This window comes from Micromonospora sp. NPDC049900, assembly GCF_044461025.1.
Taxonomy (GTDB): Bacteria; Actinomycetota; Actinomycetes; order Mycobacteriales; family Micromonosporaceae; genus Micromonospora.
In genome coordinates, this window is sequence record NZ_JBITKM010000004.1 from 121,116 (window position 1) to 144,330 (window position 23,215).

The window sequence follows — 23,215 nt, forward strand, 5'->3', positions numbered from 1 at the left end:
GCGGCCCGGTGCCTGTCCGTTTCTCTGCTCACCGCCTTCTCAGTCTCGCACGGCCGCTTGCCACCGTGCCCGCTTCTTGATCGACTCATGCCATGGCGCGGCACATGACTCCCGACGAGTTCCGTCAGGCCGGGTACGCGGTCGTCGACTGGATCGCCGACTACTGGGCCACCCTCGACAAGCGCCCGGTCACCTCGCCGGATCCACCCGGCACCGTCGCCGCCCGACTACCGGCCGGACCGCCGACGCACGGCGAACCGGTGGAGGCGCTCCTCGCCGACCTGGACTCGGTGGTGACGCCCGGGCTCACCCACTGGCAGCATCCCGGCTTCTTCGGTTACTTCCCGGCCAACACCAGCGGACCCAGCGTGCTGGGCGACATGGTCAGCGCCGGGCTCGGCGTGCAGGGGATGCTCTGGGCCACCGGCCCGGCCTGCACCGAGCTGGAGACGGTGCTGCTCGACTGGCTGGCCGACCTGATGGACCTGCCGCGCAGGTTCCGCTCCAGCGGCCCCGGCGGCGGGGTCATCCAGGACTCCGCCTCCTCCGCCACGCTGGTCGCCACGCTGGTGGCGGTGCACCGGGCCGCGCGGGGACGGTGGCGGCAGGTCGGCGTGGACCGGCGGTACCGGGTCTACACCTCCACCGAGGGCCACTCCTCGGTGGAGAAGGCCGCCCGGATCGCCGGGCTCGGCGCCGAGGGCGTACGGCTGATCGAGGTGGACCCGGAGACCCGGGCCATGTCGGCGTCGGCGCTGCGGGCCGCGATCGAGGCGGACATCGCCGCCGGAGTGATCCCCGCCCTGGTGGTGGCGACCGTCGGCACCACCTCCACCACCGCCGTGGACCCACTGCCGCAGATCGGGCCGATCTGCGCCGAGCACGGCGTCTTCCTGCACGTCGACGCGGCGTACGCGGGCTCGGCGGCGGTCTGCCCCGAGCTGCGGTTCGGCCACGACGGACTGGAGTACGCCGACTCCTACTGCTTCGATCCGCACAAGTGGCTGCTGACCGGCTTCGACTGCGACGCGTTCTGGGTGGCCGACGCCGGTGAGCTGGTCGAGGCGCTGACCGTGCTGCCCGAGTACCTGCGCAACGCGGCCACCGAGTCCGGTGCGGTGATCGACTACCGGGACTGGCAGGTGCCGCTGGGTCGGCGCTTCCGCGCGCTCAAGCTCTGGTTCGTGCTGCGCTGGTACGGCGTGGAGGGGCTGCGCGCGCACATTCGCAGCGGGGTCGCCCTGGCTGCCCGCTTCGCCGACCGGGTACGCGCCGACGACCGCTTCGAACTGGTCGCCGGGCACCCGTACGCGCTGGTCTGTTTCCGGCTGCGGGGCGACGACGAGCCGAACGAGCGGTTGCTGGCGGCGGTGAACGCCACCGGTCGGGTCCACCTGACGCACACCCGGGTCGCTGGCCAGTACACGCTGCGGCTGGCCGTCGGTGCGCCGCAGACCACCGAGGTCCACGTGGACGGGGCCTGGGAGCTGGTGTCTCAGGCCGCGCGTACCGCCGCCGACTGAGTCAGGGGCGTCGGGCCACCCACGCGCGGGTGGTCCCTCGGTGGTCCGGGAGTCGGATCACCGAGGACGGTACGACCCGCGGGCCGTCAGCGGTCCGCGCCGGAGAGGGCGCGGGTGCTGCTGTCGGCGTCGGTCGGCGTGTCGTGGGCCCCGGTGGGCGACGCGGTGCGGTCGACCGGTGCGGCGGCTGCCGCGAGCGCCTCCTCGCGGCGGGTCCGCCGCAGCACCCGCACCGCCAGCACCAGCGCGGCCACCCATCCGGCGGCCAGCAGCACGTAGACCACCACCGGCACGCCGCTGGGCAGCTCGGCGGCGCCCAGCAGGACGCGGGCGTTGGTCAGCACGATCACGCCGCCGACGGCCGCGCCGAGCATCTGGGCCGGGATGATCCGCACCAGGTAGGCCGCGATGGGCGCGGCGATCAGCCCACCCGCGAGCAGGGCGAGCACGATGGGCAGCAGGAAGCCCTCGGTGCCGAGGCCGATCAGGAAGCCGAGGCTGGCCGAGGCGGCGACGACGAACTCGGAGGTGTCGACCGAGCCGATCACCTTGCGCGGCTCCATCCGACCGGAGGCCAGCAGGGCCGGCGTGGCGACCGGCCCCCATCCCCCGCCGCCGGTGGCGTCGACGAAGCCGGCGACCAGCCCGAGCGGACCGAGGAAGCGCCCGCGCAGTTGACCCGCGGCCGGGTTGCGGCGCAGCGGCCGGGAGAAGCGGACGAGCAGGTACGCGCCGAGGGTGAACAGGATGGCGGCCATCCAGGGGGCGGCCGACTCGGTGGAGAGCCAGCTCAGGAAGGTGGCCCCGGCGAACGCGCCGATCGCGCCCGGCAGGGCGATGCGGCGTACCACCCGCCAGTCGACGTTGCCGAACCGCCAGTGCGCCGCCCCGGAGGCGAGCGTGGTGCCGATCTCGGCCAGGTGCACCGAGGCGGACGCCGCGGCCGGCGCGATGCCGACCACCAGCAGCAGGGTCGTGGACGTCAGTCCGTAGGCCATGCCGAGCGCACCGTCGACCAGTTGCGCGGCCAGCCCGACCAGTGCGATGACGAGCAACTTGCGCACGGACGCCCCCTAGCTTTTTGGCATCTCCTATCAACTTGGTCGAGAATGCGGTACGGGGTGCCCTCCGGTCAACCCTCTGATCGGTCAGTGAGACGACGCGGGTCCGCGATCGGGGCGGCGCCCCCACACGACATGCCGGGTGGGGGCCGTCTGAGCCGCCACGGCCAGGGCCGACGGGGACTCCCCCGGGTCGACGCGGATCAGGTCCAGGCGCGCGGGTCGGCGACCAGCTTGGTGACCTGCTCGGGCAGGGTGCCCTGGGCCACGTCGGCGATCGTGACCAGCTCCAGGATCTGGCGTTCGCTGGCGCGCAGGGCGATCCAGACGTCCTGTAGGGCGCGGGCCGCCCCGTGGTAGCCGAGCTGTTCGGGGCGCTGGCCACGGATGTGGGCCAGCGGTCCGTCGATCACCCGGATCACCTCGGCCAGGGAGATCTCCTCGGCCGGGCGGGCCAGCCAGTAGCCGCCCTCCGGTCCCCGCTGCGCCTGCACGATGCCGCCCCGGCGCAGTTGCAGCAGGATGCTCTCCAGGAACTTCGGCGGAATCTCCTGGGCGCGGGCGATCTGGTCGGCGGTCACCGGGCGACCGCGCCCAGCCCCGGTCACCGAGGCCAGCTCGGTGACCGCGCGGAGGGCGTAGTCCACCCGAGCGGAGAGTCGCATGCCGGACAGGTTAGCGGGCCACCCGATCCAGCCGGACGATCACCCCTTGACCGATCGGTTTACGCGGTCGCCCGGCGGCGCGACCGGCGGTCGCGGCTACTCGCCCACCCGGCGCAGCAGACCCTCCTGCACCACGCTGGCGATGTGCCGACCGTCGATCGTGAACAACTGGCCGGTGGCCAGCCCACGGGCACCGGAGGCGGACGGGCTGCCGCAGTCGTAGAGGAACCATTCGTCGGCCCGGAACGGGCGGTGGAACCACAGGGCGTGGTCCAGGCTGGCCCCGACCACCCCGCCCGGCCCCCACACCTCGCCGTGCACGGAGAGCACCGAGTCGAGCAGGGTCAGGTCGGAGGCGTACGTCAGGGCGCAGGCGTGCAGCAGCGGATCGTCGGGGAGTTTGCCGTCGATCCGCATCCACACCCGCTGGTGCTTCTCGGCCGGCCGGTCACCGGGGCGGACCCAACCCGGCTCACCGACGTACCGCACGTCGATGGGGCGCGGGATCTGCCCCCAGATGCCGAGCCGTTCGGGGTAACGGGCCAACCGGTCGGACATCGTCGGCACGTCGTCCGGGGCGGGCACGTCCGGCGGGACCGGCGTCTGGTGGTCGAGCCCCTCCTCGTGCCGCTGGAACGAGGCGGACATGAAGAAGATCGGCTTGCCGTGTTGCAGGGCCACCGAACGGCGGACCGAGAAGGACCGGCCGTCGCGGATGTTCTCCACCTCGTACGCGATCGGTTCGGCCGGGTCCCCGGCGCGGACGAAGTAGCCGTGCAGCGAGTGGACCACCCGGTCCGGGGCGACGGTGCGCCCGGCCGCGACCAGTGCCTGGCCGGCGACCTGGCCGCCGTAGACCCGCTGCGGGCCGACCAGGGGGCTCACCCCCCGGAACGACATGGTGCCGATCGACTCCAGGTCGAGCACCTCCAGCAACTGGTCGACGGCGGCCTGGCCGACGATGGTCCCCTCGCCGTCGGTCACTGCAACGCCCTCGCGGTGGCGGCGTCGACGAGCGATCCGAGCTGGTGCACCCGCAGCGTGTTGGTCGAGCCGGGGCTGCCGGGCGGGCTGCCCGCCACGACCACCACCAGGTCGCCGGGGTTGCCCCGGTTGAGCCCGAGCAGCGCCTGGTCGACCTGCCGGAACATGTCGTCGGTGTGCTGGACGAACGGCATCAGGAAGGTCTCCACGCCCCAGCAGAGGGCGAGCTGCTGACGCACCTCGGGGACCGGGGTGAAGGCCAGCAGCGGCAGGTCGCAGTGCAACCGACTCAACCGACGCACGGTGTCGCCGGTCTGCGAGAACGCGACCAGTGCCTTGGCGCCGATGGCCCGGGCGATGGAGGAGGCGGCGACGGTGAGCGCCCCGCCGTGCGTACGCGGGTCGTGCTGGAGCCGGGGCACGGCGATGGACCCGGCCTCGGTGGTGGTGACGATCTTGGCCATGGTGCTGACGGTGAGCACCGGGTACTTGCCGACGCTGGTCTCGCCGGAGAGCATCACCGCGTCGGCGCCGTCGAGGACGGCGTTGGCGACGTCGGAGGCCTCGGCGCGGGTCGGGCGTGAGTTCTCGATCATCGAGTCGAGCATCTGGGTGGCCACGATGACCGGCTTGGCGTTCTCCCGGCAGAGCTGCACGGCGCGCTTCTGCACCAGCGGGACCTCGTCCAACGGCAGCTCCACGCCGAGGTCGCCGCGGGCGACCATCACGCCGTCGAAGGCCAGCACGATCGCTTCCAGGTGGTCGACGGCCTCCGGCTTCTCGACCTTCGCGAGCACGGGCCGGTGCACGCCGACCTCACTCATGATCGAGTGGCAGAGCTTGATGTCGTCGGCCGAGCGGACGAACGAGAGCGCCACCAGGTCGACACCGAGACCGAGCGCGAAGCGCAGGTCGGCGGCGTCCTTCTCGGAGAGGGCCGGCACGCTCACCGCGACGTTGGGCAGCGAGACGCCCTTGTTGTTGCTGACCGGTCCGCCCTCGGTGACCAGCACCCGGATGTCGTTGCCGGTCACGTCGGTGACCTCGACGGCCACCCGGCCGTCGTCGATCAGCAGCCGGTCGCCCGGCTTGACCTCCTGCGGCAGGCGGCGGTACGTGCAGGAGACGCGCTCCTTGCTGCCCAGGATCTCGTCGCCGGTGATCACGACGGAGTCGCCGGTACGCCACTCGTGCGGCCCGTCGGCGAACCGGCCCAGCCGGATCTTCGGTCCCTGCAGGTCGGCCAGGATCGCCACCGGCTGCCCGGCCGCCTCGGCCGCCTCCCGGACGAGCCGATAGACGGCCTCGTGGTCGGCGTGGCTGCCGTGGCTGAAGTTGAGCCTCGCCACATTCATGCCGGCCTCGACGAGCCCACGGATGCGCTCGGGCGACGAGGTGGCGGGGCCAAGAGTGCAGACGATCTTCGCGCGGCGTGTCACGCCCATCAGGCTAGTCTCTCCTCCAGGTCGGACCACGGGCCGACCCCTTGCGCATTGCGGAACGATTGTCCAACGCTGCGCGCCGAACGCGCGCAGCCGGCGGGCGAAGCCGCACCGGACGTCGACGGCGGGCAACAGCGACCGCGCGCCGGAATGGTACGCCCCTGACACCAATGGCCGGTGAGGCGCTCCACTGCGGTGACCGAGGGTGCTCGCGCCATCACCGCACGAAGATCGTCCGCCGAATCCCGTCCCCGCCTCAGCTCTCCGTCTTGGCCAGCGGGAACTCCAGTGAACCCGCCGGGCAGAGGAACGTCATCACGTCCACCCGATAGAGCTCGGCCTGCACGGCCGGATCGGCCTCCATCACGCTGCGTACGTCGTCCACCGAGCCGGTGCGCGCCAGCCCGAAGCCGAGCGGCGGGTCCGGCTCCCGGGCGTCGTTGCCGTCCACCGCCCCGGCCACCAGGATGATCCCCCGGCGCTGCAACGCCGCCATGTGCTCGGCGTGCTCGGCCTGGAGGCGCTGGATGGTCTCGGCCGGCAACGCCCGCCCGGCGGTGCCCGGATACAGCACGATGCACTCGAACGTGTCGAGCGCGAAGTCGACCCGCGGCTCTCCTGCCATCACGTTCCTTTCCGCAGCTCATCCACGCCCTGCGGCGGCACGCACGGCGGTACCCCTGAGCGTCTCACGCCACCGGTGACCCGCACCGGCCGCTGATCGGATTCGACCCGACCGCTCCGTTGATCATCTCCGCCGGGCGGACCACGATCGGGTACCCGCTCCCGGCGGCGCACCCCCGCGCCAGGGGGAAGGTGTATCCCAGGGTGACCAGCCCGGTCACCGACGAACGACACGAGGGGAACGGCGAATGGCGAGCGACACCGACCCGAGGCCCGCGAAGCACTCCGGCACCTACCGCATCGGCGGGGAGCTGACCGTCGACCGGCTCGGCTACGGGGCCATGCAGATCACCGGCCCGGGCGTCTGGGGCGACCCGAAGGACCCGGCCGAGGCGGTCCGGGTGCTGCGCCGGGCGTACGAGTTGGGCGTCACCTTCATCGACACCGCCGACTCGTACGGGCCGTTCGTCTCCGAACTGTTGATCAGAGAGGCGCTGCACCCGTACGCCGACGATCTGGTCATCGCGACCAAGGCCGGCCTGACCCGCGGCGGCCCGGGCGTGTGGCGCCCGGTCGGCCGCCCGGAGTATCTGCGCCAGCAGTGCGAGCTGAGCCTGCGCCACCTGGGCCTGGAGAGCATCGGGCTCTACCAGTTGCACCGCGTCGACGCGAAGGTGCCGCTGGAGGACCAGCTCGGCGAGCTGGTGCTGCTGCGCGACGAGGGCAAGATCCAGCACATCGGGCTCTCCGAGGTGACCGTCGCGCAGGTCGAGGCGGCCCGCCGGATCGCACCGATCGTCTCGGTGCAGAACCTCTACAACGTGGCCGACCGCAGCGCCGAGGAGGTGCTGACCTACTGCGAGGGGAACGACATCGCGTTCATCCCGTGGTTCCCGATCGCCACCGGCGAGCTGGCCCGCCCCGGCGGTCCGCTGGACGCCATCGCCACCGAGCACGGCGCGACGCCCGCCCAGCTCGCGCTCGCCTGGCTGCTGCGCCGTTCGCCGGTGATGCTGCCGATTCCCGGCACCTCGTCGGTGGCCCACCTGGAGGAGAACGTCGCCGCCGCCCGCATCGACCTCACCGACGCCGAGTACGAGTCCCTCGCCACCGCCACCTGACCCCGCCCCACGCCCCTCTCCGCCACGGCCTCTCCCCGACGATCATGGAGTTGTGGCAGTGACGAAACGGTTGTAACGCCACGTTTCCTTCACCACAACTCCATGATCGGCGGGGCCAGAGGGGCGGGCGCGGGCGGGGGCGGGGGCGGGGGCGGGGGCGGGGGCGGGGGCGGGGGCGGGGGCGGGCGGGTGAGTCAGAGGGCCAGGCAGGCGGGGTTGACGGGTTGGTCGCGGAGGGCCTGGCGGATCACCGAGTACGTGGTGCCGTCGGCCACCAGTCCGAGGTGCCCGACGACGCGCAGCGGGCACCTGGACTGGATCAACACGTTCGTCGCCCCGTCGGCCAGCATGGCGTTGTCGACCGGGCGGACCAGTTCGTCCTGCCGGGTACGCACGGTGGTCCACCGGACGTCACCGGGGGTGTCGTCACCGGCGTTGAGGGCAGTGAGGAACGACGAGCCGATCGTCATCTGCTGGCAGGCGATCACGCCCACGCAACTACCCAGGCCGAGGAAGGCCACGATGTTGGCGACGTACGTGCCGTACTGCGGTGTGCCCAGGCTGACGTAGCGGCCGACCGTGTCCCCACCGCCCAGGTTCTTGATGTAATACCGGCTGACCAGGCCGCCTTCGGAGTGGGCGACGAGGTCGACCTTGGCCGCGCCGGTGCTGGCGCGGACCTGTCCGACGAAACTGCGCAGGCCACCGGCCGAGGCGCTGATGTCGCCGAGCCCGAGGTTCGGCAGCGGGTGGATCCAGACGCGGTACCCGTCGGCGCGCAACCGGGCGGCGAGGGGTTCGTAGACGGCGGCGAAGCCGCTGAGTCCGCCGACGACGATGACCGGGTTGGCCCCGGCCAGGGCCCGCAGTCCGTCGGTGGTGGTGGTCGTGTTCGCCGACGGTTCCGGGGCACCGGGGGCGGCGGTGGCGGCGGCCGGGGGCGCCAGGACGGCGGCAAGGGCCAGGGCCAGGACGGGGACAGCCTTTCGGAGCAGCATCGCTGCACCTCCCAAGGGGGATCCCGGGGTTGCCGGGTGGAGGTGGTGGGGTGTCCGATCGACCGTGCCTCGATGATGCGGGCCACGATCCGGAAACGTCAATGAAAAGTTACGCGCGGGTAGCGATCTCTTCGCGGTCCACACCGCCGGACGGCGAACGCCGCACGCACCGACCGGGTGCGTGCGGCGTCCGGACGGGTACGGGCGTCAGCCGGCCGGGGCCTTCTCCGGCTCGGGCTCGGGCCGCGCCTGACCGTTCTTGACGTACGTCGGGTGCAGTTGCACCGGCTGGTTCTCCTGACGGCGTCGCTGGCGCGACCGGACCCGCAGGTTGAGGAACTCCACGAAGATCGAGAAGGCGATCGGGCCGTACACGTAGCCCTTCGGAATGTGCTGGTCGAGGCCCTCCGCGATGAGGCTGGCACCGATGATCAGCAGGAACGACAGGGCGAGCATCTTGACCGTCGGATGCTGGTTGACGAAGTTGCTGACCGCATTGACCGAGACCAACATGATGATCATCGCGATCACCACGGCGGCCACCATGATGGCGAGTTCGTCGACCATGCCGACCGCGGTGATCACCGAGTCGAGCGAGAAGACGACGTCCAGCACCAGGATCTGCGCGATGACCACGCCGAACGAGGCGGCCTTCTTGCCGGACCTGGCGTGGTCGGATCCTTCGAGGTGCTCGTGGATCTCGTACGTCGCCTTGCCGACCAGGAACAACCCGCCGAGCAGCAGGATCAGGTCCCGCCCGGAGATCTCCTGTCCGAGCACGGTGAACAGCGGAGCGGTCAGGCCGATGATCCAGGACAACGAGGCCAGCAGGATCAGCCGGGTGATCAGGGCGAGCGAGATACCGATCATCCGGGCGCGGGCCTGCTGGTGCTCAGGTAACCGACCGGACAGGATCGAGATGAACACGACGTTGTCGATGCCCAGCACGATCTCCAGCAGGAGCAGGGTCGCGAACGCGATCCACAGCTCGGGACTGGTCAGGAATTCCATTCCATCCTCGACTTCCAGACCGCCGCCGGGTCGGCACCCGGAGCCATCGGCGGATCTGCGTACGCATGGCGTACCGCGCCGGAAGTCCCGCCGCAACCCCAGACGGGCGGTACCGGCGGACGGTGCGTGTCGATGGCATGCTGTGCGCGTACCTGCGGATGCCGCCGCCACACGACGACGCGCGCGAGTCGGAGGCCCATCGCCCCCGGGTCGACCGGGCCCGCGCGACGAGGTCCGCCGCCCACGTCTGGCCGCCGCACCCGGTTGGGACGACTGCATGAGCTGGATGCTCAGGACCGGCATTCGCCACGAAGACGACCAGTCGTACGACTTCGACCTGATCGTCTACAACCTGAGGTTCCCGGTCACCGAATCGGTTCCGCGGCTGTTCATCACTCATCGCGATCTCGTGGTGGAACTCGCGGAGGCGTTCGAGTGGAACGACGTCCGCAGGCTGCTGCGCGTCGGATCGCCGATGGACGAACTCGACGACCTGATGCGCGTGGCGGATCGACCGCTCAGCGGGTGGAAGGCACGTCGCCAACTCGGTTCGCTCCAGTCGGGACCCGTCAACCGGGCCTGGCGACAGGTGATCCGCCTCGTCGGAGCCCACATACGCTGGCTGCGTTGGAGGACACGGCGACGCCACCGCGTCGATCGCTTCACGGCGTCGCAGGCGGCGACCACGTCACCGCGTCGAGGGCGGTGGTCAGGGGGCGGCGCGGACGGCCAGCGCGGTCGCCGCGAGCGCGTCGGCGAACTCCGGGATCGTCAGCACGGTGACGGCCACACCCGGTTCGACAAGCCAGAACGCCTGCGTGTCGTCGGTCAGCCCGGAGCCGTCCTCATGCGGGAACTCGGTCAGCCGCCACTGCGCCGGATCCCGCTCCAGGTAGGCGGCGAGGAAGTCGCGTACCGCGTCGAGGTCGGTGAGCCGTGGCCCGCGCAGCACGTGGACGCGCAGATCCACCCGATGCCCATCGGTTGTCCGCCGTTCCCAGAAGCGGCTGGTGAGAGCGACGTCCTCCCACTCGCTGGAGAAGTCCGACACCTCGTCACCGACACCGGGCGGCACGTACCCGAGGTGGAACCCGTCCAACACCCCGCCGTCGCGGTCCATCCGCCACCCCCGTGATCGTCGATCGGCGCGTGGTCAGTTGCCCAGCGCGCGTACCTTCGTGATCGTCTCCTGGACGTGCTGCCGGGCTGGGCCACCGCCCTCGGCGGCCTGCGCGAGCGCCTGCCGGTACGAGTCGATCATCCCGATCAGCGGCCCGGCGGCCACCCCCTGCAACGCCCCCGCGACGAGCTGCCGCGCCTCGGCCGCGTCCTGGGCGGCGGCGGCCGTCTTGGCCTTCGCCTCGTCCAGCTTCTGCGCGGCCGCCGCCAACCGGGCGATCATTTCCGCTGCGCTCACATGCCCTCCCCGGCTCGACCGCCTCCGCGACCACACAGGAGCGTACGAGATCCGTCCGCCCACCGCGACCACCCGCACCGCGCACCCGAACCACCAGCTCGACAGCGCCCGAACAACAATCTTCGCGGCACCACGCCGCCCGCCGCGCCACGAGGCCGCCACACCCAACCGCGCCCCACGCTCCGCCGCCCGCCACGCCACGAGGCCGCGGCCGGGTCAGCGCAGCGCGCGGAACAGCAGCAGGTAGCCGCAGTAGGCGAGCGGCACCGCCAGGAAGCAGAGCAGGAAGCCCAGCAGCGGGTACCGGGGCGGAGTGGCGGCACCGCTGGCGGGCCGCCCCCACTTGCCCAGCACCAGCCAGGCACCGATCAGGGCCGCTGCGGGCAGTCCGGCGCACATCCAGGCGATCAGGGTGCCGAAGCCGACCGCACCGACGCCGGAGGCGAGCACCATCACCAGCATGAGGATCACGGCGACACCGGAGAAGCCGAGGTACACGGCGACCGCCCGGGCCATCGGCGACCAGCTCGGCAGCAGCGCCGGCCGCTGCGCCAGCATCTCGGCCTGCTGGGCGTACCGGTCCGCCTCGTCCGCCCAGCGCCGCGCCAGTTCCAGCTCCGTCGCCGGGTCGACCGTACCGGTCCGCTGGGCCGGCACCCCCACCTCCGTCGCGCTCACCGCCACCGGCAACGCCCGGTCCGTCCCCGAACTCCCCGGCTGCGGGTACGCCCCGACACCCGGCTGCCCCGGCGCGGCGGCTGCGCCGCCGGTCCCCACCGTCCCCGGCGAACCCGACGGTCCCCACGGTCCCCCGGCCACCGGCTGGTGACCGGCGGCAGCCGGCGGCTCGGGCGTCCCCGAGACCGACCCGGCACCCGGCATGCCGAAGGCCGACGTGCCGCCCGACGGGCCGGGATCGGGCGCACCGGAGACCGGCACACCCGACACCGGCGCGGCACCCGGCATCGGCGGACCGGACCCGGGCGGAAAGCCCGGCGGCGGTCCGGCGGTGCCGGGGTCCAGGCCGATGGTGCGGCCGAGGTGGTCGAGGCGCTGCCCCTGGGCGAGCAGGCGGCGGTGCAGGTAGTCCACGGTGGCGCCGAGGTGAGTGTGGCGCTCGGTCTTGGCGGCGGTGTCCTGTTCACCCGCGCGCTGCTGTGCGGAGAGATGCCGCAGCAGTGCGGCGTACTCGTCGAAGCTGGACACGCCTCACTCCTGCCCGTCGGGGGTGTGCCCGTCCCGGGCGAACGGCACGATCAACCGGACCCGCTGGTCGTGCCGGTCCACCAGCAGTGCCCGGTCGGGCCGGGGCGTGTACGCCAGGTCGTGCACGCCGAGGTGCAGACCCAGGTCCGCGCCGGGAACGTTCAACGCGACCAGGCAGGCGACGTCGTCGCGGTTCTGGGTTCCGCCGAGGTCGTCGGCGAGTCGACGCAGGCCACGCCACCAGCCGAGCAGGTGCACGCCGTGGCCGGGACCCTGGCGCAACAGGGTCCGCAGGTCGTCGTGGCCGGAGCGGAAGGTCGCCGGATCCGTCTCGGCGAGTCGCCCGGCGGCGGCGTCCATACCGAACACCACCAGGTAGGTACGCGCTGCGCCAGCCGGTCCGTCGGACGACACCGCGACATCGGGCCCGTCAGCCCCGGGGCCGGAGTCGGGCGGGGACGTGGCGAGGGTGCCGATCCGGGCGCGCAGGGCGGCGGTGTCCAGCCGCTGCACCGGGTGTCCGGCGGCGGTCAGCGCGGCGGCGATGTCGTCGGCGGCCGAGTCGGCGGCGGCGACCAGCGGGGCGAGCAGGAAGGTCGCCTCGCCGGGGGCGTGCTGTCGGGCGAGGCTCAGGGTCGCGGCGCGCAGCACCTCGGCACCGGTGGGCGAGGTGCCCACCACGGCCAGGTGACGACCGGGCGCGGTGTCCATGATGAACATGGCCGTGGTGCCGTCCACGTCGACCGTGCGGCCGACCAGGGCCAGGGGACGCCGCCCGCCGGGGCGGAGGCCGGTGAAGGTGGCGTCGGCCTCGACGCGCGCGGTGTCGTACCCCCGGAACACCGACGGCGGGCGCGCGCCCGGCGGACGGGCCTGCCACAGGTCGTGCCGCAGCCGGGTCAGCTCGCTGCCGGCGGCGTGCGCGTCGGGGAACCGGACGACGGTGTTCGCGCCGGGGGCGCCGGCGGCGGTGTTGATCACGGCCGAGCCGACCGGCAGGGTCGCCGCCGCGTCGTTGAGCTGGTCGAGCACTCCCCCGCCGCCGGCCAGCGCCACCCGCAGCGCGAACTGGCCGAAGACCGCGTCGGCCCGGCCGTAGAGGGCCTCGATCCCCGTCGTGCTCTGGCTGGCGAGCACCAGGTGCACGCCGTACGAGCGGCCCTTGCGGGCCAACTCCTCCAGCAGGTCCACCGATTCGCGGGCGAGCGGGTCGTTGCCGGCCAGCAGCACCTGGAACTCGTCGATCACGGCGACGATCCGGGGCACCGGTGTGTCGGCGGGTAGGTCGGCGAGCTTGGTGACGCCGTGACGTTTGAGTGCGGTGGCCCGCCGGTGCAGTTCACGGCGCAGCTCGCGGAGGACGGCCACGCCGTACTCGCGGTCGCTCTCGATGCCGACGGCGCGGGCGTGCGGCAACCACGACGGGTCGTGCCCGGTCGGGACGAACTCGGTGAAGCTCACCCCCTCCTTGAAGTCGAGGAGGTAGAGCTGCAACTCGGCCGGGGAGTAACGGGCGGCCAACCCGTAGAGCACGTCGAGCAGGAAGACCGTCTTGCCGGCACCCGTGCGTCCGCCGACCAGCCAGTGCGGGGTGGCGTCGTCGAAGGCCATGCGGAACGGATCGCGTCCGGCGCGGCCCACGACGGTACGCAGACCGGCGCGGGCCGAGGCGGCCCAGCGCTGCCCGGGCAGCAGGTCGGCGAAGGTGACCGCCGCACCGCGCCGGGCGGCGTCGCCCAGATGGGTGGCGAGGGCGGCGACCGAGGCCGGCGGCGCGTCGCCGTCCAGACGTACCGGAACGCGCAGTCCGCTGCCGTCGGCGCTGAACGGCGTCGCGGGCGGGTCACCGACCCGGGCCGACGCGCCGACGTACCCGGACGACGACGACCGGCCCGACGCGTCGCCGGCGCGGGCCTGGTCGTCGGAGAGTCGGACCACGGTGGTCGAGCCCAGCGGTGGCGCGGACTCCCCGGGGCCGGTCGGCGGCCAGCCGGCCAGCAGGACACAGACCGCGGCGGCGGGGCCGGCGTGGGTGAGCGCGGCGAGCCGGGCCGCCTCGCGGGGCGACGGGACGGACGCGGCGACGACCAGCAGGAGTTCCTGGTCGGGCCGGTCGGTGCGGCGGGCGTCCCGGGCGTGCTGTTCGGTGGCGTCCAGCAGGGCGGTGACGTCCGCCTCGGTGGTGGCCGGTGGGTCGATCACCCCGGCGTCGACCAGCGGACGCAGGGGACCGAAGGTGGCGCCGAGAGCGGCCGTGTCCAGCCCGGCGACCCGGACGCCGCCGGGCGTGGCGGTGGCCAGCAGCCGCAGCACGAGTGCCCGCAGCAGGGCGGCCACGGCCGGGTGCCGGGCGTCGGTGTCGACCGCCAGGTGGTGCCCGGCACCGAGCGGGAGCAGCACCGGGAATCCACCACCGGCGACGACCGCCTCACCGACGCGTACCGGCACGGGCTGGCGCACCAGGGGGGTGCCAGGCGTCGGGGTGGCCAGCGCGGTGCCGACCCGGGCCAGTCGGGCCACCAGGTCGACGTCGGCGGCCGGGGTGACCGGCACCGCGCCGCGCAACGCGTCACGGGCGGAGTCGAGGTGGGCCCGGGCGGCCCGGTGGGCGGCCATCGCCTGCCCGTACGCCGACGCGAGCCTGCCCAACGTGTGCCCCTCCGCCGACGGCCGCCTGGTCCGCTGAAACCCTAACGGACAGCGGCGATCCGGGCACGGTCCCGTCGCCCCCGTGTCGGCCTCGTCCCGGTACGGCGGCGGGCGACTGGGCGTGTGCTGAGTGCTGAAAGGAGGGGTCCCCTGCTAACGCCTCGTGCATAGCAGGGGACCCCTCCTTTCACGACGAACGGTCAGCCGGTGACGGCGTTGAGCGCGGGCAGGTAGCCGTACCGGTAGCCGTCGGCGTTGGGGTGGTACGCCTCGATCACGCCGGTGACGTCGCGGATCCACGGCTGGGCGCCGCACACGCCGTGGCCGGCGAAGGTGGGCCGGGTGTCGGCGAACGTGGCACCGGCTGCGGCGGCCCGGTCGGCGGTCACCTCGGCGAGGACGTCGGCCGCCTCGTTGAGGATGGTGCGCTTGTAGGTGCTCATCGCCAGCAGTCCGCAGGACCGGGTCTCGAACAGGCGGGGGTAGCCGAGCACGATCAGCCGCGCGTTCGGGGCGCGTTCGCGGATGGCGGCGTAGGTGCGGTCCAGCCGGGCCGGCAGGGTGCCGGTGGCGAACGCCTTGGCCTCGTTGACCGCGGTGGTGCAGGTGGACGTGCTGCCGAAGCGGCAACTGGTCATCACGTCGGCGAATCCGGCGTCGTTGCCGCCGACGGTGATGGTGATCATCGTGGTGGTGGCGCTGAGTGCGCCGAGTTGGTTGGCGAGCACGTCGGCGGTGACCGCGCCGCCGCAGGCCGGGAAGCGGAAGCTGGCCACCGCGTTGGCGGCGGCCCACAGTGGCGCGTACGACTTCTGGCTGCGTAGGCAGGTGGACAGGTCGTACGGGCCGGCGCCGACCCCGGAGGAGTACGAGTCGCCGAGCGCGACGTAGTGCACGGGCGCGGCGGCCTGGGCGGCGCCGGGTACGGCCAGTGCGCCGAGGGTGGCGGTGGCGAGGGCGACCAGCGTGGCGAGGGCACGGGCCAGCGGACGGTGGGACATGACGGTCCTCCACAGAGGGTGGTGGTGGAGCCCGTGGACCGCGCGCGTGGCCAGGGGTTGTTACTAGCCGGTAATGCTATCGAACCATGTAGATGAAGTGAATAGCCGCCGCCCCGCAGACGCAGCACGCCCGGCCGAGGCACGGCCGGGCGTGTGTGCGGTGCGCGGTTGTCAGCAGGGGTCCCCTGCTATGCACGAGGCGTTAGCAGGGGACCCCTCCTTACACAGCGAGCGGTTGGGACGCGGCGTGTACGGGTGCCGGGAGAGTGCCGACGCCACCGAGGTACTCGTGGATCGCGGCGGCGGCGGCCCGGCCCTCGGCGATGGCCCAGACGATCAGCGACGCGCCCCGGTGCATGTCACCGGCGACGAAGACCCCGTCGGCCCCGGTCTGCCAGTCACCCCGCGAGTCGATCGCGCCCCGGGCGTTGCGGGCCACCCCGAACTGGGTCAGCAGCGGCTGCTCCTCGGTGCCCTCGAAGCCGATGGCCAGCAGCACCAGGTCGGCGGGCAACTCCCGTTCGGTCCCCGGGACAGCGGTGAGGATCCGCCGGCCGTCCCGCTTCTCGACGGTCACCTCGGCGATCCGCACCGCGCGGACCGCACCGGTGCCGTCGTCGACGAACTCCTGCACCGCGACCGCGAAGACGCGCTCGCCGCCCTCCTCGTGCGCCGCGTACTCGCGCAGGATCCACGGCCAGGTCGGCCACGGGTCGCGTTCCTCGTCGCGGACCTGCGGCGGTCGCGGGTACAGGTCGAGCTGGTGGACGCCGGCCGCGCCCTGCCGGTGCGCCACCCCCAGGCAGTCGGCCGCGGTGTCGCCGCCGCCGATGATGACCACGTGCTTGCCGGCCGCGTCGATCGGCGTACCGTCCGGCAGGGTGGCCAGCGCGGGACGGCCCGCGCCGGCCGCGGCGACCACCCGGTTGGCGGCGACCAGGTGCGCCATCGCCTGGTGCACCCCGCGCAGGTGCCGGCCCGCGGTGTCGGTGTCCCGGCCCTGCAACGCCCCGCAGGCCAGCAGCACCGCGTCGTGCTGGGCCCGGAGCTGCGCGGCGGTGACGTCGACGCCGACGTTCACGCCGGTACGGAACACCACGCCCTCGGCGGTCAACTGCGCCAGCCGGGCGTCGATGTGTCGCTTCTCCAGCTTGAAGTCGGGGATGCCGTACCGCAGCAGACCGCCCGGGGTGTCGTCGCGCTCGTACACCGTGACGGCGTGCCCGGCACGGGCGAGTTGCTGCGCGGCGGCCAGCCCGGCCGGGCCGGAGCCGACCACCGCCACCGACCGCCCGGACGGGGTCGGACTCGGCTGCGGGGTCAGCCCCCGGGCCGTCGCGGCGTCGGCGATCTCCACCTCGACCTGCTTGATGGTCACCGGGGCGCCGCCACCGATGCCGAGCACGCACGCCGCCTCGCAGGGCGCCGGGCAGAGCCGGCCGGTGAACTCGGGGAAGTTGTTGGTGGCGTGCAGCGACTCCACCGCCGCGTCCCAGTTGCCGGTGCGGACCAGGTCGTTCCAGTCCGGGATGCGGTTGCCCAGCGGGCACCCGGCGGTGTCGCTGTGACAGAACGGGATGCCGCAGTCCATGCACCGGGTGGCCTGCTCGCGGATCAGTTCCTCACCGGCCGGTGGGTAGACCTCGCGCCAGTCGCTGATCCGCACCGGCACCGGCCGACGCGCCGGCATCCGCCGGGGGTAGCGCAGGAAACCGTTCGGGTCAGGCACGAGCCACCTCCTGGGCGACCGCCCGCGACGCGGACGGAACCGGCATCGACGCGGGTGCCGCCTGCGGCGGCTGCGCGGTCGGCGCGAGCGCACTCATCACCGCGTCGTCGACGTTCTGGCCGGCGGCTTCGGCGGCCCGCATGATCTCCATCACCCGGCGGTAGTCCCGGGGTACCACGGCGGTGAACTCCTCCACCGCCTCCGGCCAACGCTTGAGCAGCGCCTCGGCCACCGCCGAGTCGGTCTCCGCGAAGTGCCGCTGCACCAGCTCGTGCAGCCGGACCCGCTCCTGCTCGCCGGGGGCGGCGAGGTCGACCAGCTCGGTGTTGACCCGCCGCCGGTCGAGGTTCCAGACGAACGCGGTACCGCCGGACATGCCGGCCGCGAAGTTGCGTCCGGTCGGGCCGAGCACCACCACCGTGCCGCCGGTCATGTACTCGCAGCCGTGGTCACCGACGCCCTCGACGACGGCCACCGCGCCGGAGTTGCGCACCGCGAACCGCTCCCCCACCCGGCCGCGCAGGAACACCTCGCCCTCGGTGGCGCCGTACAGGATGGTGTTGCCGGCGATGATCTGGTCCTCGGCCCGCTGGCCGGGCTCGGCGCCGGTGCCGACGAACGGCGCCGACGCGTCCGGCCGGACGACCAGCCGCCCGCCGGAGAGGCCCTTGCCGACGTAGTCGTTGGCGTCGCCGTGCAGCCGCATGGTGACCCCGCGCGGCAGGAAGGCGCCGAACGACTGGCCCGCCGTGCCGCGCAGCGTGAACTCGACGGTGTCGGCGGGCAGCCCGGCGCCGCCGTACCGGCGGGTCACCTCGCCGCCGAGCATGGCGCCGACGCTGCGGTGCTCGTTGCGGATCGTCACCTCGGCACGGACCGGGCCGACCGGCGTCCCGTCGGCCGGCGCGTCCAGCACCGGGGCGGCCAGCGCGATCAGCTCGTTGTCCAGCGCCAGTTCCAGGCCGTGGTCCTGGGCCCGGACGCCCCGGCGCGCGGCGCCCTCGGGCAGCTCCGGCAGGTGCAGTACGCGTCCGAGGTCGATCCCGCCGGCCTTCCAGTGCGCGACCGCCGGGGCGACGTCGAGCAGCTCGGTCCGGCCGATCGCCTCGTCGATGCTGCGCAGACCCAGCTCGGCCAGGTAGCCACGGATCTCCTCGGCGAGGAAGAGGAAGAAGTTCTCCACGAACTCCGGCTTGCCGTTGAAGCGCTCGCGCAGCACCGGGTTCTGGGTGGCGATGCCGACCGGACAGGTGTCCAGGTGACACACGCGCATCATCACGCAGCCGGAGACGATCAGCGGGGCGGTGGCGAAACCGAACTCCTCGGCACCGAGCAGCGCCGCCACCACCACGTCGCGGCCGGTCTTGAGCTGGCCGTCGACCTGCACGGTGACGCGGTCGCGCAGCTTGTTGAGCAGCAGCGTCTGCTGTGCCTCGGCCAGGCCCAGCTCCCAGGGGGTGCCGGCGTGCTTGAGCGAGTTCAGCGGGGATGCGCCGGTGCCGCCGTCGTGACCGGAGATCAGGATGACGTCGGCCTTGAGCTTGGCCACCCCGGCGGCCACCGTGCCCACACCCACCTCACTGACCAGCTTGACGTGCACCCGGGCGGCCGGGTTGACGCACTTGAGGTCGTGTACGAGCTGGGCGAGGTCCTCGATCGAGTAGATGTCGTGGTGCGGCGGCGGCGAGATCAGGCCGACGCCGGGGGTGGCGTGCCGGGTCCGGGCGATCCACGGCCACACCTTGTTGCCGGGGAGCTGACCGCCCTCGCCGGGCTTGGCACCCTGGGCCATCTTGATCTGGAGGTCGTCGGCGTTGACCAGGTATTCGCTGGTGACGCCGAAGCGGCCACTGGCGATCTGCTTGACCGACGAGCGGCGGGCCGGGTCGTAGAGGCGCTCGATGTCCTCGCCGCCCTCGCCGGTGTTGGACTTGCCGCCGAGGCGGTTCATCGCGATCGCCAGGGTCTCGTGCGACTCCGCCGAGATCGACCCGTACGACATGGCGCCGGTGGCGAACCGCTTGACGATCTCGCTGGCCGGCTCGACCTCCTCGATCGGTACCGGCGTCCGCTCGCCGGTGCGCAGCCGGAACAGCCCGCGCAGCGACCCGGCCTTCGCGGCCAGCTCGTCGACCTTGCTGGTGTAGGCGCGGAACACGTCGTACTGCCGGGTACGGGTGGCGTGCTGGAGCAGGAACACCGTCTCGGGGTTGAACAGGTGCAGCTCGCCCTCGCGACGCCACTGGTACTCGCCGCCGACCGGCAGTCCGGCGGCGGCCTCGGCTCCCGGCGGCGGCCAGGCCAGTGCGTGCCGGGCGGCCACCTCGGTGTGGATGCCGTCCAGCCCGACGCCGCTGATCGTGCTCGGCGTGCCCCGGAAGTACCGCTGTACCAGCCGGGTCTCCAGGCCGACCGCCTCGAAGACCTGCGCTCCGCAGTACGACGACACGGTGGAGATGCCCATCTTGGACATGATCTTCAGGACGCCCTTGCCGAGCGCCTTGACGTAGTTGCGGATCGCGGTGTGCGGCTCGACCCCGGCCAGGGCACCCGTGGAGATCATGTCCTCCACCGACTCGAAGGCGAGGTACGGGTTGACCGCCGCCGCGCCGTAGCCGATGAGCACCGCCGCGTGGTGCACCTCGCGGCAGTCCCCGGACTCCACGATCAGCGCCACCTGGGTCCGCGTCTGCTCCCGGACCAGGTGCTGGTGCACCGCGGCGGTGAGCAGCAGCGACGGGATCGGTGCGAGGTCGGCGTTGGAGTCCCGGTCGGAGAGCACCAGGATGCGGACGCCGTCCTCGATCGCCTCGGAGACGTGCCGGCAGATCTCGGTCAGCCGGGCCTTGATGCCGGCGCCGCCGTCCCGGATCCGGTAGAGCCCGGAGACCCGGACCGCCTTGAAGCCGGGCAGGTCGCCGTCCTCGTCGACGGAGAGGATCTTGGCCAGCTCGTCGTTGTCGATCACCGGGTGGGGCAGCACGATCTGCCGACAGCTCGCCGGGCCCGGGTCGAGCAGGTTGCCCTCCGGCCCGATGGTCGTCGCCAGGCTGGTCACCAGTTCCTCGCGGATGGCGTCCAGCGGCGGGTTGGTGACCTGGGCGAAGAGCTGGTGGAAGTAGTCGTAGAGCAGCCGTGGCCGGGTGGACAGCGGGGCGATCGGGGTGTCGGTGCCCATCGAGCCGATCGGTTCCGCGCCGGTACGGGCCATCGGGGCGAGCAGGATCTTCAGCTCCTCCTCGGTGTAGCCGAAGGTCTGCTGGCGGCGACGTACCGAGTCGTGGGTGTAGACCTCGTGCTCGCGGTGCGGCAGGTCGTCCATCTCGATCAGCCCGGCGTGCAGCCAGTCCGCGTACGGCTGGGCGGCGGCCAGCTCGGTCTTGATCTCGTCGTCGTGCACGATCCGACCGGCGGTGGTGTCGACCAGGAACATCTTGCCGGGCTGGAGCCGACCCTTGGCGACCACGGTGGCCGGGTCGAGGTCGAGCACGCCCGCCTCGCTGCCCAGCACCACGAGCCCGTCGGCGGTCTGCCACCAGCGGCCCGGACGCAGCCCGTTGCGGTCGAGCACCGCGCCGACGATCTCGCCGTCGGTGAAGGCGACCGACGCCGGACCGTCCCACGGCTCCATCAGGCTGGCGTGGAACCGGTAGAAGGCCCGCTTGTCGGCGGCCATGTCCGGGTCGTTCTCCCACGCCTCCGGGATCATCATCAGCACCGCGTGCGGCAGGCTGCGCCCGGCCAGGTGCAGCAGCTCCAGGACCTCGTCGAAGTTGGCCGAGTCGGAGGCGGCCGGGGTGCAGATCGGGAAGACCCGGCGGATGTTGCCGGACAGCTCCGGCGTCCGCAGCAGCGCCTCGCGGGCCTGCATCCAGTTCCGGTTGCCACGGATCGTGTTGATCTCACCGTTGTGCGCGATGAACCGGTACGGGTGGGCCAACGGCCAGGACGGGAACGTGTTCGTGGAGAAGCGCGAGTGCACCAGTGCGATGGCGCTGTCCACCCGCTCGTCGGTCAGGTCCGGATAGAACGCGGGCAACTGGTCCGGGGTGAGCATCCCCTTGTAGACCATGGTCCGCCCGGACAGCGACGGGAAGTACGCCGGCACGCCGCGCTCGGCCGACTCCCGCTCGGCCTGCTTGCGGACGCAGAACGCGACCCGCTCCAGCTCGATGCCGCGCAGCGGGGAGCCGGCCGGTCCGGCGGGGGTGTCGGTCAACCGGTCCGCGGCGAGGAAGAGCTGCCGTACCCGGGGCATCGCCGCCAGGGCCGTCTCGCCGAGGTCCGAGGCGTCGACCGGGACGTCCCGCCAGCCGAGCAGCTCGGCGCCCTCCACCAGGGCGTACTTCTCGATCACCTGGCGGGCACGGGCCTCTGCGGCGTCGTCGTCGGGGAAGAAGACCAGGCCGGTGGCGTACTCGCCGGCCGGAGGCAACGGGAAGTCGACCACCGCGCGCAGGAACGCGTCCGGCACCTGGATCATGATGCCCGCGCCGTCACCGGTGTTCGGTTCGGCGCCCCGGGCACCTCGGTGGTCCAGCCGGCACAGGGCGCCGAGACCGCTGGCGACCACCGTGTGCGAGCGCCGCCCGTGCAGGTCCGCCACGAAGGCCACACCGCACGCGTCGTGCTCGTGGGCGGCGTCGTACAGGCCGGCAGGGGACGCTACCTGGCCGTCGCGCGGTGCCGGCTGGGGGTGGTGTGGGTACGCAAAGGCCACCCGGGCCTCCTGTCGTCACTCAGGCGTGGATCATGGTCGGGACGACGTCGGCCCTGTATCGGACTATTGAGTCTACGTTAGGGCGCGGTGCGCAAGGCCAGTGCAGATTGATCACACCGTCCAGAGTCTGGGACGTGTAGTCTCGCGCGGTGGATAGACGGTACGCCGACCTGCTCGATCGGCTGGAGCGGTTCTACGACGCGGTACCCCGCGACGCGGCCCGCGCGGAGGAACACGGCGGGTGCGTGCTGTTCGTCCGCGAAGGCCCCGGATGGCCGTTCTATGCCCGTCCGCGCCTCGACGCGGACCATCCGCCCTCATTAGCCGATCTGACCACCGTACGCAACCGGCAGCGGGAACTCGGCCTGCCCGAGGCCCTGGAATGGATCCACGAGATCAACCCCGACCTGCTCGCGGTCGCCCGCTCGGCCGGACTCGCCGTACTCGAAGCCCCACTGATGGTGCTCGACCCGCAGGCCGTCGGCGACCCGGCGACGTACACCGACGTGCCGGTACGGATGCTGACCGCCGCCGCGCCGGACCTCGCCGCCGACGTGGCCGCCCGCCGGGCCGTCGCGGCCGTCGGCTTCGCGGCACCCGGCACCGGCCGAGGCCCCGGCGGCCCGACCGAACGCGACGCGGCCATGATCGGCCTCGACGTCGCCGCGCTGGACGAGGAACGAGCCCGGATCGCCGACGGCAGCCGCCTCTCCGCCCTGGCCGAGACCCCCACCGAGGGCGCGCTGGCCAGCGGGATGGCCATGCGGGTCGGCGACGTGGCCGAGATCGCCGGAGTGGCCACCCTGCCCAGCGCCCGCCGCCGGGGCCTGGCCGCCGCGGTCACCGCGACCCTGGCCCGCGCCCTGCTGGACGGCGGCACCGACCTGGTCTTCCTCTCCGCCGGCAGCGAGGAGATCGCCCGGGTCTACCTACGCGTCGGCTTCCACCGCGTCGGCACCGCCTGCATAGCCAACCCCCCCACCGTCACCCCCTGACACCCCCACCCCGGCCACCCACCCCGGTCGCCCACCCCGATGATCAAGAAGTTTGGGCGCTCGTGGTGA

General features: G+C 72.8%; 17 protein-coding genes. 3 read left to right on the forward strand and 14 right to left on the reverse strand.

All coding sequences use genetic code 11. The features are described 5' to 3' along the window. Nucleotides 1–92: 92 nt before the first annotated feature. The gene (locus ACIBMZ_RS12230) at nt 93–1,523 is read left to right on the forward strand and encodes a pyridoxal-dependent decarboxylase (RefSeq protein WP_396692938.1); all 1,431 of its coding nucleotides are present in this window, start codon (nt 93–95) and stop codon (nt 1,521–1,523) included. An 86-nt stretch (nt 1,524–1,609) separates the two neighbouring features. Here the strand turns inward: ACIBMZ_RS12230 and ACIBMZ_RS12235 are convergent, their stop codons facing one another. The 5 genes from ACIBMZ_RS12235 to ACIBMZ_RS12255 all read right to left on the reverse strand — a co-directional run bounded on the left by ACIBMZ_RS12235 (nt 1,610) and on the right by ACIBMZ_RS12255 (nt 6,300). After that, nucleotides 1,610–2,587: a sulfite exporter TauE/SafE family protein gene (locus ACIBMZ_RS12235; protein WP_396692940.1), complete on the reverse strand. Its 978-nt coding sequence runs from the start codon at nt 2,585–2,587 to the stop codon at nt 1,610–1,612. 200 nt (nt 2,588–2,787) lie between these two features. Next, nucleotides 2,788–3,249: an RrF2 family transcriptional regulator gene (locus ACIBMZ_RS12240; RefSeq protein ID WP_396692942.1), complete on the reverse strand. Its 462-nt coding sequence runs from the start codon at nt 3,247–3,249 to the stop codon at nt 2,788–2,790. Nucleotides 3,250–3,345: 96 nt separating this feature from the next. Continuing rightward, entirely contained in the window at nt 3,346–4,233 is an 888-nt protein-coding gene (locus ACIBMZ_RS12245) for an acyl-CoA thioesterase (protein WP_396692944.1), read from the reverse strand. Beyond that, nucleotides 4,230–5,678, reverse strand: coding sequence for a pyruvate kinase (pyk, locus tag ACIBMZ_RS12250; protein WP_396692946.1), 1,449 nt, complete (start codon nt 5,676–5,678; stop codon nt 4,230–4,232). Before pyk ends, ACIBMZ_RS12245 begins: the two co-directional genes overlap by 4 nt. Before the next feature lie 253 nt (nt 5,679–5,931). Continuing rightward, nucleotides 5,932–6,300 (reverse strand): YciI family protein, encoded by a 369-nt coding sequence (locus ACIBMZ_RS12255; RefSeq protein ID WP_350696456.1) that lies wholly within the window; start codon nt 6,298–6,300, stop codon nt 5,932–5,934. Between the two features lie 247 nt (nt 6,301–6,547). Here ACIBMZ_RS12255 and ACIBMZ_RS12260 point away from each other — a divergent pair, with 247 nt between their 5' ends. After that, on the forward strand, nt 6,548–7,420 hold the full coding sequence (locus ACIBMZ_RS12260; RefSeq protein WP_396692948.1) for an aldo/keto reductase: 873 nt from the start codon (nt 6,548–6,550) through the stop codon (nt 7,418–7,420). Nucleotides 7,421–7,614: 194 nt separating this feature from the next. Here the strand turns inward: ACIBMZ_RS12260 and ACIBMZ_RS12265 are convergent, their stop codons facing one another. From ACIBMZ_RS12265 to gltB, 9 genes are all read right to left on the reverse strand, one after another. Beyond that, a complete protein-coding gene (locus ACIBMZ_RS12265) occupies nt 7,615–8,418 on the reverse strand; it encodes an esterase/lipase family protein (protein ID WP_396692950.1) in 804 nt (267 codons plus the stop codon). Between the two features lie 207 nt (nt 8,419–8,625). After that, on the reverse strand, nt 8,626–9,429 hold the full coding sequence (locus ACIBMZ_RS12270) for a TerC family protein (protein ID WP_396692952.1): 804 nt from the start codon (nt 9,427–9,429) through the stop codon (nt 8,626–8,628). 709 nt (nt 9,430–10,138) lie between these two features. Then, nucleotides 10,139–10,549: a hypothetical protein gene (locus ACIBMZ_RS12275; RefSeq protein WP_396692954.1), complete on the reverse strand. Its 411-nt coding sequence runs from the start codon at nt 10,547–10,549 to the stop codon at nt 10,139–10,141. A gap of 33 nt (nt 10,550–10,582) precedes the next feature. Further along, nucleotides 10,583–10,846 (reverse strand): DUF6244 family protein, encoded by a 264-nt coding sequence (locus ACIBMZ_RS12280; RefSeq protein WP_350696440.1) that lies wholly within the window; start codon nt 10,844–10,846, stop codon nt 10,583–10,585. 216 nt (nt 10,847–11,062) lie between these two features. Beyond that, nucleotides 11,063–12,052, reverse strand: a complete 990-nt coding sequence (locus ACIBMZ_RS12285; RefSeq protein ID WP_396692956.1) for a hypothetical protein — start codon at nt 12,050–12,052, stop codon at nt 11,063–11,065. Nucleotides 12,053–12,055: 3 nt separating this feature from the next. Next, entirely contained in the window at nt 12,056–14,668 is a 2,613-nt protein-coding gene (locus ACIBMZ_RS12290) for an FtsK/SpoIIIE domain-containing protein (RefSeq protein ID WP_396693504.1), read from the reverse strand. Nucleotides 14,669–14,901: 233 nt separating this feature from the next. Beyond that, nucleotides 14,902–15,702, reverse strand: a complete 801-nt coding sequence (locus tag ACIBMZ_RS12295; protein WP_396692958.1) for an SGNH/GDSL hydrolase family protein — start codon at nt 15,700–15,702, stop codon at nt 14,902–14,904. A 220-nt stretch (nt 15,703–15,922) separates the two neighbouring features. After that, entirely contained in the window at nt 15,923–17,431 is a 1,509-nt protein-coding gene (locus ACIBMZ_RS12300) for a glutamate synthase subunit beta (protein ID WP_396692960.1), read from the reverse strand. Continuing rightward, nucleotides 17,424–22,151, reverse strand: a complete 4,728-nt coding sequence (gene gltB / locus ACIBMZ_RS12305; RefSeq protein WP_396692962.1) for a glutamate synthase large subunit — start codon at nt 22,149–22,151, stop codon at nt 17,424–17,426. Before gltB ends, ACIBMZ_RS12300 begins: the two co-directional genes overlap by 8 nt. A gap of 149 nt (nt 22,152–22,300) precedes the next feature. Between gltB and ACIBMZ_RS12310 the strand changes: the two genes are divergently transcribed. Continuing rightward, nucleotides 22,301–23,146 carry a GNAT family N-acetyltransferase gene (locus tag ACIBMZ_RS12310; protein WP_396692964.1) on the forward strand — a complete coding sequence of 282 codons (846 nt, stop codon included), beginning with the start codon at nt 22,301–22,303 and terminating at the stop codon, nt 23,144–23,146. Nucleotides 23,147–23,215 lie beyond the last annotated feature (69 nt).